General features: G+C 68.3%; 12 protein-coding genes. 2 read left to right on the top strand and 10 right to left on the bottom strand.

All coding sequences use genetic code 11. The annotated features are described in order from the left end of the window. Positions 1-36: 36 nt before the first annotated feature. The 8 genes from ACFWUP_RS15775 to ftsY all read right to left on the bottom strand — a co-directional run bounded on the left by ACFWUP_RS15775 (position 37) and on the right by ftsY (position 10439). A complete protein-coding gene (locus tag ACFWUP_RS15775) occupies positions 37-1182 on the bottom strand; it encodes an amidohydrolase family protein (protein WP_379234772.1) in 1146 nt (381 codons plus the stop codon). Next, positions 1163-1969 carry a nuclear transport factor 2 family protein gene (locus ACFWUP_RS15770; protein WP_379234770.1) on the bottom strand — a complete coding sequence of 269 codons (807 nt, stop codon included), beginning with the start codon at positions 1967-1969 and terminating at the stop codon, positions 1163-1165. The genes ACFWUP_RS15775 and ACFWUP_RS15770 overlap by 20 nt, the downstream gene beginning before the upstream one ends. Before the next feature lie 334 nt (positions 1970-2303). Continuing rightward, the gene (gene ffh / locus ACFWUP_RS15765) at positions 2304-3869 is read right to left on the bottom strand and encodes a signal recognition particle protein (protein ID WP_379234768.1); all 1566 of its coding nucleotides are present in this window, start codon (positions 3867-3869) and stop codon (positions 2304-2306) included. Between the two features lie 55 nt (positions 3870-3924). Further along, positions 3925-4239, bottom strand: coding sequence for a hypothetical protein (locus ACFWUP_RS15760; protein WP_379234766.1), 315 nt, complete (start codon positions 4237-4239; stop codon positions 3925-3927). Positions 4240-4371: 132 nt separating this feature from the next. Further along, a complete protein-coding gene (locus ACFWUP_RS15755; RefSeq protein WP_379234764.1) occupies positions 4372-6813 on the bottom strand; it encodes a [protein-PII] uridylyltransferase in 2442 nt (813 codons plus the stop codon). An 88-nt stretch (positions 6814-6901) separates the two neighbouring features. After that, positions 6902-7240, bottom strand: coding sequence for a P-II family nitrogen regulator (locus ACFWUP_RS15750; protein ID WP_110036141.1), 339 nt, complete (start codon positions 7238-7240; stop codon positions 6902-6904). Between the two features lie 5 nt (positions 7241-7245). Then, complete coding sequence (locus ACFWUP_RS15745; RefSeq protein WP_379234762.1) at positions 7246-8610, bottom strand: ammonium transporter; 1365 nt, start codon at positions 8608-8610, stop codon at positions 7246-7248. A gap of 314 nt (positions 8611-8924) precedes the next feature. Continuing rightward, the gene (gene ftsY / locus ACFWUP_RS15740; RefSeq protein ID WP_379234760.1) at positions 8925-10439 is read right to left on the bottom strand and encodes a signal recognition particle-docking protein FtsY; all 1515 of its coding nucleotides are present in this window, start codon (positions 10437-10439) and stop codon (positions 8925-8927) included. Between the two features lie 154 nt (positions 10440-10593). Between ftsY and ACFWUP_RS15735 the strand changes: the two genes are divergently transcribed. Next, positions 10594-10983 (top strand): DUF2237 family protein, encoded by a 390-nt coding sequence (locus ACFWUP_RS15735; RefSeq protein ID WP_379234758.1) that lies wholly within the window; start codon positions 10594-10596, stop codon positions 10981-10983. Here ACFWUP_RS15735 and ACFWUP_RS15730 read toward each other — a convergent pair. Continuing rightward, positions 10967-11734: a TetR/AcrR family transcriptional regulator gene (locus ACFWUP_RS15730; protein WP_379234756.1), complete on the bottom strand. Its 768-nt coding sequence runs from the start codon at positions 11732-11734 to the stop codon at positions 10967-10969. The two genes, ACFWUP_RS15735 and ACFWUP_RS15730, sit on opposite strands and share 17 nt — an antisense overlap. Before the next feature lie 122 nt (positions 11735-11856). Between ACFWUP_RS15730 and ACFWUP_RS15725 the strand changes: the two genes are divergently transcribed. Then, positions 11857-12777 carry an NmrA/HSCARG family protein gene (locus ACFWUP_RS15725; RefSeq protein ID WP_379234754.1) on the top strand — a complete coding sequence of 307 codons (921 nt, stop codon included), beginning with the start codon at positions 11857-11859 and terminating at the stop codon, positions 12775-12777. 70 nt (positions 12778-12847) lie between these two features. On the opposite strand, the gene smc is transcribed toward ACFWUP_RS15725, so the two are convergent. Further along, positions 12848-16474, bottom strand: a complete 3627-nt coding sequence (smc, locus tag ACFWUP_RS15720; protein WP_379234752.1) for a chromosome segregation protein SMC — start codon at positions 16472-16474, stop codon at positions 12848-12850. Between the last annotated feature and the right edge of the window lie 59 nt (positions 16475-16533).

Below are 16533 nucleotides of genomic sequence, written 5' to 3'. Positions count from 1 at the left end.
CACCCCTCGGCGAAGAACGGTGTCGGTACTGCGGCCTCAGCGGTGTCCGGTGACCGGGTCGGGGGTCTTCACGACCAGGCCACGCAACACCACCCATTGTGGGTCGGTGAGGGACTGGGGGTTTGTGCGGGGGTCGTGGGCGTAGACGACGAAGTCGGCGGGGGCGCCTTCTTCGACGCTGGGGCGGCCCAGCCAGGTGCGGGCGTTCCAGGAGGCGGCGCCGAGGGCTTCGTGGGGGGTCAGGCCTGCGCCGGACAGGGCGGTGATTTCGTCGGCTATGCGGCCGTGGCGGATGGAGCCGCCTGCGTCGGTGCCGGCATAGATGGGGACGCCTGCTTCGTGGGCTTTGCCTACGGTGTCGCGGACGCGGCGGTGGAGGTCGCGCATGTGGGCGGCGTAGACGGGGAACTTGGTGGCGCTGTCGGCGATGCCGGGGAAGGTGTCGATGTTGATGAGGGTGGGGACGAGGGCGGTGCCGTGGGCGATCATCAGTTCGATGGTGTCGTCGGTGATGCCGGTGCCGTGTTCGAGGCAGTCGATGCCGGCGTTGATCAGGCCGGGCAGCGCGTCCTCGCCGAACACGTGCGCGGTGACCCGAGCACCGTTCGCGTGGGCGGCGTCGATGGCCTGTTTCAGGATGTCGTCGCTCCACAGCGGGCGCAGGTCGCCGACTGAGCGGTCGATCCAGTCCCCCACGATCTTCACCCAGCCGTCGCCGAAGCGGGCCTGCTCGGCGACGATGTCGGGCAGGTCGCGTTCGTCGTCGAGTTCGATGCCGAGTTCGCGGATGTAGCGCTTGGGGCGGGCGATGTGTCGGCCGGCGCGGATGATGCGGGGCAACTCGGCATGGTCGTCGATGAAGCGGGTGTCGATCGGTGAGCCCGCGTCGCGCAGCAACAGCGCGCCCGCGTCACGTTCGGTTTCGGCCTGTTCGATCGCGCCGTCGTGGGTCTCGTCGCCGCCGCCGTAGCTGATGCCGACGTGGCAGTGCGCGTCGACCAGACCGGGCACTATCCAGCCTGCGCCGCACAGGGTTTCGGCACCGCGTACCGGTTCGAACGTCACGAGGCCGTCGACGACCCAGAGGTCGCGCTCCTCGTCACCGGGTAGAACCACACCACGCAGATGCACACGAACCTCCAGACGTCGGCTGAGTCCGAACCTACCGCGCCGGATCACCATCCAGAAAGACCCGCACTGCGGTGATGCGCGGTCGGTCGGGCGCGAAGTCGACGAACGCGACGCCCTGTGACGCGCCCACTCGCACGCTCACACTGACAGTGCGTCCGGCCGCGATCATCTTGTCCCACTGCATGTCTCGCGCGAGATCGGCGAATTCCGCCACCGAGACCGGATTGCCGGCGGGCATCTCGATCACCGCCCGCTCATCGAGCAGCGCGCGAACGCCGTCCGGGTCACCGGCGTCGAAGAGCCGACCGACGACACGTTTCCCCGCACCACCCACGCCGCCCAGCGCCCGCATCATCCCCATCGCACCACCCACCCCGAGCTCACCGACGAGTTGCGGCCCGAGCTTCACCCCCGCGAGCAGTCCGGCGGGAACCGTGCGCAACAGCCGCGCAACCATCACCCTCAACTCCCAGTGCGCGGCGAGCCGAGCGATCCGCCATCCATCGTCGGTGCCGACCAGGTCGTAGCGCAGATGCATCGGCACGCTGACGGTGGCGCCCGTCGACATCCTGGTCTCGATCAGCAGATCGCGCACCACCATGTGCCCGGCGACCAGATCGCGGTGGACGTGAAAGTCGATGGTGTTCGGCGCGATGAAGACGTTGTAGAAGCGCGAGATCGCCTCGACCCCGACGTGCGCACGCGAGCCGTACGGGTCGTGCACCTCGGCGTTCTCGGCGAACAACCCGACCCATGCGACCTTGTCGTGCGCGGCAACCGCACGCGGCGACTCCCGCACCGCAGCCAGCAGGTCCTCGTCGGTCCGATCCAACGACATGCGGGTCCTCCATCGTCATCCCCCGTGCGATCCATACTAGAACGTGTTTCATTTCCGCGTCAGCGATCGTACGAGACGGCGAAGGCGACGATGCCCGTCCTCTGATAGCGAGAAAGCCGTGGTGGGGGGTGGCAATAGTTCCCCCCCCACCCCGGTTGACCGCAACAGGAGCCCGTCAGTGGGGCCGGGCGCCGGGGGGGGGCGGTGCCCCCCCGCCCCCGCCGCTGCCAGCCACCCACCGGGCTCCGCCGCCCTGCCCCGTCCTCTTATACCCAAAAGCCCTGGGTGGGTAACCAAATTCAAACCCCCACCACGGCTTTTCACGGAAAGAGACTCAGTTCTTGGGGAACTTCAGCTGGGAGAGGTCGATCCCCTCGAGCCCCGGCGGCAACTGGTCGAGACCGGGCGGCATCTGCGACAGATCCATGCCCGGCGGCAGCCCCGGCATCCCGGCGGGCATCCCGGGGAACCCACCGCGCACCTTCGGCGGAGTGGGCCCGCGCCCACCCTTCTTGCCCTTCTTACCGCCCTTTTTGTTGTTCCCGCGACGAGCGCCGGGCATCCCCATCTGCCGGCCCATCATCGCCATCATCTTCTTGGCTTCGAAGAACCGATCGACGAGCTGGTTGACCTCCGACACCTGCACGCCGGAACCATTGGCGATGCGCAGTCGGCGAGACGCGTTGATGATCTTCGGGTTGTCGCGCTCGGCGCGAGTCATGCCCCGAATGATCGCCTGCACCCGATCGAGCTGCTTGTCATCGACCGCCGCTAGGGCTTCCTTCATCTGGCCCGCGCCGGGCAGCATGCCGAGCAGGTTGCCGATCGGGCCCATCTTGCGGATGGCCAGCATCTGGTCGAGGAAGTCCTCGAGGGTGAGCTCGCCGCTGCCGATCTTGCGCGCGGTCTCCTCGGCCTGCTCGGCGTCGTAGACCTGTTCGGCCTGCTCGATGAGGGTGAGCACGTCGCCCATGCCGAGGATGCGCGAGGCCATCCGGTCGGGGTGGAAGACGTCGAAGTCCTCGAGCTTCTCACCGGTGGAGGCGAACATGATCGGTGCACCGGTGACCTGGCGCACCGACAGCGCCGCACCACCGCGGGCGTCACCGTCGAGCTTGGTGAGCACGACACCGGTGAACCCGACGCCGTCGCGGAAGGCTTCGGCGGTGCTGACCGCGTCCTGACCGATCATCGCGTCGAGCACGAACAGCGTCTCGTCGGGCTGCACGGCGTCGCGGATGCCCGCGGCCTGGCGCATCAGCTCGGCGTCGATACCGAGGCGACCTGCGGTGTCGACGATGACCACGTCGTACTGCTTGGCCTTGGCCTCTTCGATACCGCCCGCGGCCACGGCGACCGGGTCGGCCGCGGTGATGCCGAGCGGGTTCTCGCCGCCGCCGATGGAGGTGCCGCCGTGCGGGGCGAACACGGGTACGCCCGCGCGCTCACCGACGACCTGCAGCTGGGTGACCGCGCCGGGACGCTGGAGGTCACAGGCGACGAGCAACGGCTGATGGCCCTGGCCCTTCAGCCATTTGGCCAGCTTGCCCGCGAGGGTGGTCTTACCCGCACCCTGCAGGCCGGCCAGCATGATGACCGTCGGCGGGTTCTTGGCGAGGTTGAGACGACGGGTCTCGCCACCGAGGATCGTGACGAGTTCCTCGTTGACGATCTTGACGACCTGCTGCGCGGGATTGAGCGCGCCGGAGACCTCAGCGCCCTTGGCGCGTTCTTTGACGTTGGCGATGAAACCGCGCACCACAGGCAGCGCGACGTCGGCTTCGAGGAGTGCGAGGCGGATCTCGCGGGCGGTGGCGTCGATGTCGGCCGGTGACAGACGCCCCTTACCGCGCAGATCCTGCAGTGCACCGGTAAGCCGGTCGGACAGGGATTCGAACACCGATCGCGCTCCTGATCTGAAAGGGTCAGATAATTCCCTCCCAGGGTAATGGAGGTTATTCGGTGTGCTGCACGTGCGGGGGCGCGGTGCGGCGTAACTCGTGGGATTCGATGTTCACCAGGTAGACCGCTTCTCGGCCGGTGAGGCCCAGTTCACGCGAGAGCGCCTCGATCCTGAGCCATTCAGAATCGGCACTGTCGACGTGGTGGGCGGCGGTGGAGGCGATGGTCATCGCGGCTAATGCCTGCGCACCGCTGAGGGTGCGACCCGGCAACCACGAAACCACCCACAGGTCACCACCGACGCAGCGCGCGATGTGCGCGGTCGCGTCGCTGGTCATCATTGATGCGGAAACGACTTCGATAGCCACGGATCAGCTCCCCTCGTACGAGTGACAGCCCGACCACGGAAATGCTATAGGTCCCATCTCGACTTATCAGGCCGCGAGAACACCGTGTAGCAACCTGATAGCAATCAGTGAGTAAACCGTGTCCTTACGAAATCAGGCCGCTCCGCCGTTCTCGGACGGTGGCGGCGCGGGCGCGGGCTGCGGAACCACGGTCAGGACCGCCTTTTCGACGCGCTCGCGCAGGGCGGGGCTGTCGGCGTCGCCCAGATCGAGGCAGAAGGCGTCGACCACGGCCGAGCCCATCGTGACCACCTTGGCCCACCGGACATTCACCCCCGACGCCGCGAAGGCACCGGCCAGCCTGCTCAGCAAACCGATCCGATCGTCGGCACGCAGCTCGAGAACGACCTGCCCCGGTGTGCTGGTCGGTGACCAGATCAGGCGCGGCGCGGCACGTGCGTAGCGCCCCGGCCCTGTCCCGACCGCTTCGGTTTCGCGTTTGGCCAGCACCGCGGACAGGTCGAGCGCGCCGGAAGTAGCCCGGATCAGTTCCTGACGCAGCAGGCCCGCGTCCGGCGGATCGCCGAATTTCGGCATCACCACGAAGGTGTTGATCGCCGAATCACCCGCTCCGCCCAGCGAAGCCGACAGCACCCGCAGCGAGTGCAGTGCCAGCACTCCTGCCGCGTCGGAGAGCAGGCCGGGCTCGTCGGGGGCGATCACCGTCACCACGAACGTGTGTTTGCCGTCGCCGGGCGCGAGTGTGACGTGCACGCCGCCCGCCTTGGCCTTGTCCACCAACTCCGGGTCGATCGGTTCCGGTTGCGGCAGCGGCTCGCCCGCCATGACCAGGCGGCAGCGGCGCACCAGTTCCCCGATCAGCGAGGCCTTCCACTCGCCCCACACGCCGGGGCCCGTCGCCATCGAATCGGCCTCTGCCAGCGCGTGCAGCAGTTCGAGCAGACCGATATCGCCGCCGAGCGCGTCGACCACCCGCTGCACCGTCGCCGGGTCGTCGAGGTCGCGTCGGGTCGCGGTGTCGGGCAGGAGCAGGTGGTAGCGCACGATCGCGCTGAGGGTGCGCACATCGGAGGGCCACATCCCGAGCCTGCGGCCGATGTGGGTGGCCAGTTCGGCGCCGACGACGCTGTGATCGCCGTTGCGGCCCTTACCGATGTCGTGCAGCAGGGCACCGAGGGCGAGCAGATCGGGGCGGGCGACCCTGGTGCTCAACCCGCTCGCGTAGGCGACGGTCTCCATCAGGTGCCGGTCCACGGTCCAGGTGTGCATCGCGTCGCGCGGTGGCAGATCGCGCACCGCACCCCATTCGGGAAACAGCCTGCCCCACAAACCCGTTCGATCGAGGGCCTCGACCGCATCGATACTGCCGCGGCCCGCGCCGAGCAGCACGAGCAGATCGTTGAGCGCGTCCTTGGGCCACGGTTCGCGCAGTTCGGGCGCGTCCTCGGACAGCCGGTTGAGCGTGGTCGCCGACATCGGCAGTCCGGTCTGCGCCGAGGCAGCAGCCACGCGCAGGATCAGGCCCGGATCACGTTGCGGGCGGGCGTCTCTGGCGAGTACGACCTCGCCGGAGTGCTCGACCACCCCCTCATCGAGTGGTCGGCGCACCGGCATCCGGCGCAGTCTGGCCAGGCCGCGTCGCGGGAGCGCATTGGCGGCCGTGCGCAGCCCGACGTCGCACGAATAGCTCACCGTACGCGCCGAATCGGTCAGTGTCCTGGCGAGATCGAAACGGTCGCCGATGCGTAGCGCGGCGCCGATTTCGTCGGCGTCCTGGGCGCGCAGTTGATCGCGGGCGCGACCAGCCACGCGATGGAGCTCGGTGCGCACGTCGAGGAGTCTGCGGTGGGCCTGTTTCAGGCCGCCACCGGGGACCTCGGGGCCCAATCCGGGCATGGCGTCGGTCAATTGGGCGATCGAGAGCGCGTCGAGAAGCTGGATGTCGCGCAGGCCGCCGCGACCGTTCTTGAGATCGGGTTCGGCGCGGTGGGCGATCTCGCCGCTGCGCTGCCAGCGGGCGGTGGTCTGGGCGATCAGGTCGTCGAAGCGGCCACGGATTCCGGTGCGCCATTCGCGACGCACGCCGCCGATGAGCAGATTGCTGAGGTCCTGGTCGCCGACGATGTGGCGGGCTTCCAGCAGGCCGAGCGCGGCGATCATGTCGTCGGAGGCCACCCGAAGGGCCTGCGGCACGGTGCGCACGCTGTGGTCGAGCTTGATATGGGCGTCCCAGAGCGGGTACCAGAGTTGATCGGCGACCTCGGAGACCACCTTCGGGTCTACGTCGTCGTGCAGCAGCACGAGGTCGAGATCGGAGTACGGGAGCATCTCGCGGCGGCCGAGTCCGCCGACCGCCACGACCGAGAGGCCGCTGTCGGCGGTGATGCCGAGTTCGTTGCCCTTGCCGGTGAGCCACAGTTCGAACAGATCGACCAGGGCCTCGCGCAGTGATTCCGGATCCAGGCGCGGATTGCGGGTGCCCGCCCCGTCGAGCAGTTGCGCCCTGGCCTTGACCAGATCGGCCGCTCCGTTGTTCTGAATACCACCGTTGCGCTGCACAGCCCACACCACCATTTCATGCGGGCGGCCCCGCCCCGACCGGATTCTCGCCGATGGGAGCGGGGCCGCCGCTGGATTGATTTCTCGTGCGTTCCCTACCGAATTACAGTGCGTCGCTTCCGCGTTCGCCGGTACGGACCCGGATGATGGTGTCCACCGGGGTCACCCACACCTTGCCGTCACCGATCTTGCCGGTCCGCGAGGCCTCGACGATCACCTCGACGACCTTCTCGACCGACGCATCGTCCACGACGACCTCGACCCGGACCTTGGGCACGAAATCCACCGAGTACTCGGCACCGCGGTAAACCTCGGTGTGGCCCTTCTGCCGGCCGTATCCCTGGACTTCGCTGACGGTCATACCGAGCACGCCTGCCTGTTCCAGCCCGGTCTTCACATCTTCGAGCGTGAACGGTTTGACGATTGCCGTAACCAGTTTCATGTTCGTCATGCCTCCTTGACGAGTGAGCGTGCCGTGCCACCCACAGCAGCGAAATCGTATGCGGTTTCCGCGTGCTCGGCCTCGTCCAGGCCTGCGGCCTCGGACTCTTCACTGGCGCGCAGGCCGATCGTGAACTTGATCGCGTACGCGATGATGGCCGTGGCGACCAGCGAGTAGGCCAAGACGACGAAGGCACCGACAGCCTGCAGCTTCAACTGCTCGACTCCACCACCGTAGAACAAGCCGGTGACGCCCGCGGGAGCTTCGCTGGTAGCGACCAGACCGACCATCAGGGTGCCGACCAGACCACCGACCAGGTGCACGCCGACCACGTCGAGCGAATCGTCGAAGCCGAAGCGGAACTTCAGGCCGACGGCCAGGGCGCACAGCGCACCGGCGACCACGCCGATGGCCAGGGCGCCGATCACGTTCACCGAGGAACAGGCCGGGGTGATCGCGACCAGACCGGCCACGATGCCCGAGGCGGCACCGAGCGAGGTCGGGTGACCGTCGCGGATCTTCTCCACGAGCAGCCACGCCATCATGGCGGCGGCGGTGGCGATCGTGGTGGTGAGGAAGGTGGCACCGGCGATGCCGTTGGCGCCGAGCGCCGAACCGGCGTTGAAGCCGTACCAGCCGAACCACAGCAGACCGGCGCCGAGCATCACGAACGGCAGGTTGTGCGGACGGAACGGGGTCTTCGGCCAGCCCTTGCGCTTGCCGAGGATCAGGCACAGCACCAGACCGGCGGCGCCCGCGTTGATGTGGACCGCGGTACCACCGGCGAAGTCGATCGCCTTGAGGTTGTTGGCGATCCAGCCACCCGCCTCAGCGGTGTAGCCGTCGAAGGCGAAGACCCAGTGCGCGACGGGGAAGTAGACGACCGTGGCCCAGATTCCGGCAAATACGAGCCACGAGCCGAACTTCATGCGGTCAGCGACCGCGCCCGAGATGAGGGCGACCGTGATGATCGCGAACATGAGCTGGAAGGCGACGAACACCGTCAGCGGGATGCCCGCGGTGATCGGGGCCGTCGGGTCCTCCGGGGTCGCGGTGAACAGCGGGATGCCCGGCGAATCGGCGGCGGTGCCACCGAAGATGCTCTTCAGACCGAAGTACTGGAGCGGGTCACCGATCAGGTTGCCCTTGTCCTCGCCGAAGGCCATCGAGAAGCCGTATAGAACCCACAGGATCGTGACCAAGCCCATCGCGGAGATGCTCATCATGATCATGTTCAGTACGTTCTTGCCGCGGACCATGCCGCCGTAGAAGAACGCCAAACCCGGCGTCATCAACAGCACGAGCGCTGCCGACGCCAGCATCCAAGCGGTATCACCGGTATCCGGTGTACCGATCAGTGGAAATGCCACCTTGTCTTCCTCCTCATCTCGGGCCTCGCCGATGACGGCAAAAGGACCTGTACAGAAGGGTCGCCACTCGGTGTTTCATCCGTTGAGCTGTGGTGTTTCACCTGAGTGAACGGATCGCGCTGTTGTGTTGCGTCTACGTTTCGTGGTGTCGGCCACAGCCTGTCAGCTCACGGTGAGGTTGGTACGCAGGTGCGATTCGCCGCGAGTTCGCACGGCGATTCGTCCCCGTGAATTCCGTGCCGAACAGCGATGTCAGCCCCGAAAACGACGAATGCCCGCCCGATCGCTGGATCGGACGGGCAGCGCGGGAAAGGCTACGCGGTACCCCCGAGCAGGGCGTCGACGAAGGCGCCGGGCTCGAACGGTGCCAGATCGTCGGCACCCTCGCCGAGACCGACCAGTTTCACCGGTACGCCGAGTTCGTGCTGGACCTGGAAGACGATGCCGCCCTTGGCGGTGCCGTCGAGTTTGGTGAGGACCACGCCGGTGATGTCGACGACGTCGGCGAAGACCCGCGCCTGCATCAGGCCGTTCTGGCCGACGGTCGCGTCGAGGACCAACAGCACTTCGTCGACCTCGCCCTTCTTCTCCACGACCCGCTTGACCTTGCCCAGCTCGTCCATCAGGCCGGTTTTGGTGTGCAAGCGACCCGCGGTGTCGATGAGCACCGCGTCGACGCCACGGTCGATGCCCGCGGTGACCGCGTCGAAGGCGACGGCGGCCGGGTCGGCGGCCTCCTTGCCGCGCACGGTCTCGGCGCCCACCCGTTCGCCCCAGGTCTGCAGCTGATCGGCGGCGGCGGCGCGGAAGGTGTCAGCGGCGCCGAGCAGCACGCGGCGACCGTCGGCGACGAGCACGCGGGCCAGCTTGCCGGTGGTGGTGGTCTTGCCGGTGCCGTTCACGCCGACCACCAGCAGGATCGCCGGCTTGTCGCCGTGCGGGAGGGCGTGGATGGAACGGTCGAGATCGGGGCGCAGGGCCTCGATCAGCACGTCACGCAGGGCCTCGCGGGCCTGTTCGGGCGTACGCACGCTGCGCGAGGCCATTTCCTCGCGCAGGCGTTCGACGATCTTCGCGGTGCTCGCGGTGCCGATATCGGCAAGCACGAGAGTGTCCTCGATCTCCTCCCACGAGTCCTCGTCGAGGTCGCCGCCGCCGAGCAGGCCGAGCAGGCTCTTGCCAACGGCGTTCTGGGAGCGGGCGAGGCGACCGCGCAGGCGGACGAGGCGGCCGGTGGTGGGGTCGATCTCTTCGATCGCGGCGGCGGTCTCGTCGACCTCGGCCGGGGCGGTTTCGGCGGGGGCCGGGGCGGGCTCGGTGACCGGTGCGGTGGTCGGCGCCGTGTCTGCGGGCTCGGCCTCGGTGGGCGCGGGCTTCGTCGTGGCCGTGTCAGCGGGCGCGGTCTCGGTCGGCAGCGTGTCTGCGGTGTCGGGCTCGGCCGGGGCGACGGTGTCGAGGGCGGAGGCGTCGTCGGGGACCACCACGGTCTCGTCGACGGCGACATCGCCCTCTGGCAGCGGCACATCGGTGATGCTGCGACGCGGTGCGTCACGCGGGACGGCGGCGTCGTCACCGACGTGCGGTTGCCCCTCGGTGTCGGTGCGTTCCGGGACGGGTTCGGGTCGCGGCAAGGTAGCCGTCGACCCGCCCTGGCTGAAGTTGAACCCACCGGAGGCGGTGTAACCACCGGAACGGTCCGTCAACTCCTTGTCCGGCTCGGGCGGGGCCAGCGAAATCTGGCGCCGCTTGTACAGGACGAAACCCGCGACGAGCGCCACCAACAGGACGGCGGCGATCGCGGCGATCAGGATCCACGCTTGCGAACTCACCCGGCGAGTCTATTCAGGCCCGGTGTTGCCGCACGTCGGCGGCGTCTGCGGGGCAGGTCGTGGAGCCGTCGCCGGGCGCGTCGCGGCGTGGCGGAAACACTACAGATTCGTTGTCCTGCGGAACTTCTGGCGCTGGACCCATAGGATCGGCGGAGTGACCGATCGAAACGTGCTTGGGGGGCCGCTGGATGAGTGCGGCGCCGATCCTCTCACGGGCTTCTACCGGGACGGCTGCTGCAGCACCGGTCCGGAGGATCTCGGCAGCCACACCGTGTGCACCGTGGTAACGGCGGAATTCCTGGAGCATCAGGCCTCCATCGGCAACGACCTCAGTACCCCCCGCCCTGAGAACAATTTCCCCGGCCTGCAACCGGGCGACCGCTGGTGCGTTGTCGCGGTTCGCTGGCTGCATGCCCACGAGGACGGTGTAGCCGCCCCCGTGGTGCTGGCCGCCACCCACGAGAACGCCCTGGAGGTCATCTCGATGGACATCCTGCGCAAATACGCCGTGGACGTCCCCGACGACGTCAGCGACCTGCTGTAGCGGCCCTGCTCCGCTGCCGGTGCGCTTTCTGACGGCAGGCCGCCGAGCAGTAGCGGGCGGGCCTGCCGGTGGTGGAGTGTCCGAGTCGACTGCCGCAGACGGGGCACGTCGGCGCAGTTTCGTCACCTTCCACTGTTTCGTTACGCTCGATCTCCGCGAGTTTCGTGACGGGAGACGGTCGGGTCCGCAGGGCGTCGAGGATCAATACGACGGCGGGCGCCAGTGGGTCGTTCGCCCGCCGATGCTGTTGGACGGCAACGCATCCCGTGAAGATGTCGAGCACGTCCGTGACCACCACATCGGGACGTACCGCGCCCTGACGTTGGGCTGAGACGAGCAGCGCACCGAGGGCGCGGTGGAAGCGGTTGCCCGCGCCGCGCAGCAGCGCTCGGGGCCACCCGTCGTCGGATTGCACCAGGTCACAGAGGTCCTTGTTACCGGGCGTGGTGGCGATCACGTGCGTGCACAGCGCGAAGAAGGCCGACCCCGGGTCCGGATCGGCGAGATGTCGATCGGCCAGCGCGGCCAGTCCATCGACGCGCTGGTGCATAACCGCTTCCAGCAGTGCGGTTTTCGTGGGGAAATGCCGGTGGACGGTACCCGCCCCGACCCCGGCGCGACGGGCCACTTCGGCCAGCGAAACGGTGGTGCCCCGCTCGGCGAGGGCACGCTGAGCGGCGGCCAGGATCAGCGCGCGGTTGCGTCGCGCGTCGGCCCGGATCGCGGGTTCCGCGCCATTGTCGACGGTCATTTCGTTACGCCTTCCCTGCACCGGACCTCGCCAACCGGGTGTGCTCGCCCGTAACGTCCGGCATACGGGTTGACCGACCCGATTGTAGACACACGATCGATCACGAACGGAACTTCTCCGCGATGACCTCAGCACTCCCCATCCTGATCACCGGCGCGACCGGCAAGCAGGGTGGCGTGACCGCCCGCCGCTTGCTCACCGATGGACACCCGGTCCGCGCCCTGGTGCGCGACCCCGACTCCCCCGCCGCCCGAACACTCGCTGCCGCCGGTGCGGAATTGGCTGTCGGCGACTTCGACGACCCCTCATCCCTGCGCGCCGCAGCATCCGGCACCCGAGCCGTATTCCTCGTTCCCCCAGCCGATTACAGCGCGAAAGGCTGGGGCGAAGGCACCGAAGCCCGGCGTGGCCTCGCCATGATCGACGCGGCCCGCGCTGCCGGTGTCGAACAGATCGTGTTCAGCGGCGTCGCCACGATGGGTCCCGCCGATTCCTGGGGACAGGACGGCAAGCGGCGGATCGAAGAAGCCCTCGCCGCATCTGGTCTGCGCTACACCGTCCTACGCCCTGTCCGATTCATGGAGAACTACCTGCTCCAAGGCTCACCCGTCGACGGCATCCGCGCGGACGGCGAGCACCGCCACCTGTTCCCCGCCGACCGGTCACTACAGATGATCGCTGTCGACGACATCGGCGCCTTCGCCACCCTGGCCTTCGCCGACCCCGACATCTGGCACACCCGCACCCTCGAACTGGCCGGCGAGGCAATCACTCCCGTCGACGCGGCCGCCACGATCAGCGCTGCCACCGGCCGCCCCGTCCACTACCGCGAGGTCACCGAGGCAGAAGCCGATGCCATCGGTCCGCAACTGGGCAACACCTGGCGCCTGATCCGCGAAACCGGCGGCTGGCAGGCGGATATCCCCGCCCTGCGCACTCTGCATCCAGGGCTGCTGTCTCTGCGTGACTGGCTCGCTCGCGGCGGCACAGCGCGGATCGCCGACCGGATCGCCGTCGCTGGTGCGCCGACCCGAGTCGGCTGAGCCGCACCCCGCCGACCACGGCAGCTACCTCGCCGACCTGACCGACAACCACTGCTGTGCGCGGGCGCCGTCAGGCCGAGGCCGACACCGGGTCGGGGTCAGTGGCCTCGGCTCGGTTCAGGCGCTGGGAAATCACCTGGGTGATGCCGTCGCCGCGCATGCTCACGCCGTAGAGGGCGTCGGCGATTTCCATCGTGGGCTTCTGGTGGGTGATGACGATCAGCTGGCTCTTCTCGCGCAGCTGCTCGAACAGGCCGATGAGGCGGCGCAGGTTGGTGTCGTCCAGGGCTGCTTCGACCTCGTCCATCACGTAGAACGGGGAGGGTCGGGCGCGGAAGATGGCGACGAGCAAAGCGACTGCGGTGAGGGACTTTTCGCCGCCGGACAGCAGGGAAAGTCGCTTGACCTTCTTGCCGGGTGGGCGGGCCTCGACCTCGATGCCGGTGGTGAGCATGTCCGACGGGTCGGTGAGGACCAGTCGACCTTCGCCGCCGGGGAACAGTTTGCCGAAGACGCCGACGAATTCGCGTTCCACATCGGCGTAGGCCTCGGTGAACACCTGCAGGATGCGGGCGTCGACTTCGGCGACCACGTCGAGGAGGTCCTTGCGCGCGTTCTTCACGTCCTCGAGCTGGGTGGCGAGGAAGGTGTAGCGCTCTTCGAGGGCCGCGAACTCTTCCAGCGCAAGGGGATTCACCTTGCCCAGGGTGGTGAGGTCCTTCTCGGCGCGTTTGGCGCGGCGTTCCTGGGTGGGACGGTCGTAGGGCATCGGCTGCGGTGCGCTGACCTGTTCGCCGCGCTCTTTGGCTTCCTCGTACTCGTGCAGCTCGAGTGCGGAGGGCGGCAACGGCACGTCGGGCCCGTATTCGGCGACGAGGTCGGCCAGTGCGATACCGAACTGTTCGGAGATCGTCGTCTCCAACTGCTCGATGCGCAGTGCCGCTTGGGCTTTGGCGACTTCGTCGCGGTGTACAGCGTCGGTGAGCTGGGCCAGCTGGGTGTTCAGCGCACGTGCGCGTTCCTTCACCTGTTCCAGCGCGGCGGCGCATTCCCCACGGCGGCGGACCAATTCGTCACGCCGGGCCGCGGCGGCGGTCACGACCTGTTCGAGCTCGTGCTTGATCTTGGTGCCCGACTCGGCGACCGCCGCGGCCACTGCAGCAGCCTGACGCCGTGCTGCCTGCGCACGTTCCGCGCGTGCCCTGGCTTCCCGCTCACCGCGAGCAGCCCGGCGCAGCGAATCCGCTTTGCCGCGAACAGATTCCGCCCGCTCCTCGGAGGTACGCACCGACAGTCGCGCTTCGACCTCCATGGTCCGCGCTTCGGCGAGCGCGGCGGCAGCTTCCTCCCGCGCGTAGCCTGCGGTCTCCGTACTCGCGGCCCCGAAACTGTCATCGCTGCCGTCGTGTTCGATCTCCGCGTGCCGCAACCGGTCCTCGAGTTCGGCGAGGGAAGCGAGTGACTTCTCCCGTGCCGCTTCAGCTTCCGTGCGCTGTGTAGCCAGCCGTTCACCTTCGGTCTGCGCGGCGCGAGCGGTCTGCCCGACGCGCGCGAGCCGGTCGTAGATCGCCAGCAGTGCCTGATCGGATTCGTGCAGTGCCATCAACGCGTGGTCGGCGGCTTCCTTGCGGTCGGTCTGTTCGGCCAGCGCACCCGACAGCGCCGCTTCCAGCTCTTCGGCCCGCCGTTGCGCGGCCGCCAATTCGGCTGTGGCGGTGTCGATGTCGGCCTGGACCTCGAGCTGGCTCGGCATCCGTTCCGAACCACCGACGACCCAGCCGGCACCGGCCAGATCACCGTCACGGGTGACCACTCGCAGTTCCGGGCGCAGGGTGACGAGTTCGGTGGCGCTCGCCAGATCATCGACAACCACGACACCGGCGGTGAGAGCCGCCAGCGCGGGGCGCACCTGCACGTCACCGTCGAGAACGTCCGCGAGCCACTGCGCACCAGCGGGCAGCGAACCTCGCTCGTTCGGGATCGTGCCGTCGGTCGCGAAAACGAACGCCACCCGTCCACCATCGCCACTGCGCAGTTCGCGCACGGCGGCATCGGCGGTGGTCGCGGTGTCGGCGGTGATGGCGTCGGCGAGCGGACCGAGCAGCGCTGCGACCGCGGCCTCGAATCCCGACTGCACGCGCAACAACCCGGACAACCGCCCCCCGAGCCCACTCACCCCGTGCTCGAGCAGCCAGGCCGCGCCGTCTTTGCGCGCCAGATTCATGCCGAGCGCTTCGATGCGGGCGCCGAGCCTGGCGACCAGTTTGCTTGCCTCACGGTCCAATTCGCGCAGTTCCCGTACCCGCTCGTCGGCGAGTTCCTGGGCGGCGACGGCGTGCTCGTGCTGGGCGTCGAGGCCCTTCTCCCCCGCGTCGAGTTCGCCGAGTTCGTCCTGCACCGCGTCGTATTCGACCTGCGCGGCCTCGCCTCGGTGGCGGGCATCGGCAATGGCCACGGACAGTCGCGCGATCTCGGCGTCGACGGATTGCGCGCGGGTGCGCAGGTTGTCGACCTGACCGGACAGCCGGGCCAACCCTTCGCGACGGTCGGCGATCGCGCGCACGGCAGCGAGATGCGCCTGCTCGGCGGCCTTGGCGGCGTGCTCACGCTCGGCGAGGGCTTCGCGGGCGGCCTCGAGGGTTTCGGTGGCCATGTCGACCGCGTACCGCAGTTCGGCTTCCTCGGCTTCGACCCGGTCGGCTTCGGCCTCGAGCTGGTCGGGGTCGCGGCCGGTGCCGACCGGCGCCTCGGTGTGCAGGTGCCTGGCCCGGTCGCTGGCGATGCGGATGGTGGCGTTGACCCGTTCGGTCAGGGCCGAGAGCTGGAACCAGGTCTGCGCGGCGGCCTCGGCGCTGGGGCTCAGCCGTGACAGCTGGAATTCCTGTTGCGCGAGTGCGGCATTGGCGGCATCGAGTTCGGATTGCACATTGATCTGCTGTTCGCGGGCGTAGGCCTCTTTGCTGAGCTGGGATTCCAGCTCGCCGCGCCGGGTCACCAGGTCGTCGGCAGCCAGCCGCAGCCGGGCGTCACGCAGGTCGGCCTGCACGGTCTGCGCGCGCCGCGCCACCTCGGCCTGGCGACTGAGCGGCTTGAGCTGGCGGCGCAGTTCGGTGGTGAGGTCGGTGAGCCGGGCGAGGTTGGCCTGCATCGCATCGAGCTTGCGGACGGCCTTTTCCTTGCGCCTGCGGTGCTTGAGCACGCCCGCGGCTTCTTCGACGAACGCGCGCCGATCCTCCGGCCGCGATTCCAGGATCGCCGACAGCCTGCCCTGCCCCACGATGACGTGCATCTCACGCCCGATACCGGAGTCCGACAGCAGTTCCTGCACATCCATCAACCGGCACGTACTGCCGTTGATCTCGTACTCGCCCGCGCCGTCGCGGAACATGCGCCGGGTGATCGACACCTCGGCGTAGTCGATGGGCAGCGCGCCGTCGGAGTTGTCGATGGTCAGCGTCACCTCGGCGCGCCCGAGCGGTGCGCGCCCGATGGTCCCGGCGAAGATGACGTCCTGCATCTTCCCGCCCCGCAACGCCTTGGCACCCTGCTCGCCCATCACCCACGAGAGCGCGTCCACGACATTGGACTTACCGGACCCATTGGGCCCGACAACGCAGGTGATGCCCGGTTCGAAACGCAGAGTGGTCGCAGACGCGAAGGACTTGAACCCCTTCAACGTCAGACTCTTCAAATGCAAAAGAGCGACCCTTTCTGCGCGCGAGCAACCATGCTAACGCGACGCACCGTCAGGTCGGT

This window comes from Nocardia sp. NPDC058658 (genome assembly GCF_042716665.1).
In the GTDB taxonomy this organism is placed as follows: domain Bacteria; phylum Actinomycetota; class Actinomycetes; order Mycobacteriales; family Mycobacteriaceae; genus Nocardia.
Note: the sequence above shows the minus strand (reverse complement) of the source record. Positions and strands in the feature narration are given on the sequence as shown.

What these genes read in the sequence shown, in the direction of transcription:
- ACFWUP_RS15725 (WP_379234754.1), top strand. Translation starts at nt 11,857, where the DNA reads ATGACCTCAGCACTCCCCATCCTGATCACCGGCGCGACCGGCAAGCAG.
- ACFWUP_RS15775 (WP_379234772.1), bottom strand. Translation starts at nt 1,182, where the DNA reads ATGGTGATCCGGCGCGGTAGGTTCGGACTCAGCCGACGTCTGGAGGTT.
- ACFWUP_RS15755 (WP_379234764.1), bottom strand. Translation starts at nt 6,813, where the DNA reads ATGGTGGTGTGGGCTGTGCAGCGCAACGGTGGTATTCAGAACAACGGA.
- ACFWUP_RS15750 (WP_110036141.1), bottom strand. Translation starts at nt 7,240, where the DNA reads ATGAAACTGGTTACGGCAATCGTCAAACCGTTCACGCTCGAAGATGTG.
- ACFWUP_RS15770 (WP_379234770.1), bottom strand. Translation starts at nt 1,969, where the DNA reads ATGTCGTTGGATCGGACCGACGAGGACCTGCTGGCTGCGGTGCGGGAG.
- ACFWUP_RS15730 (WP_379234756.1), bottom strand. Translation starts at nt 11,734, where the DNA reads ATGACCGTCGACAATGGCGCGGAACCCGCGATCCGGGCCGACGCGCGA.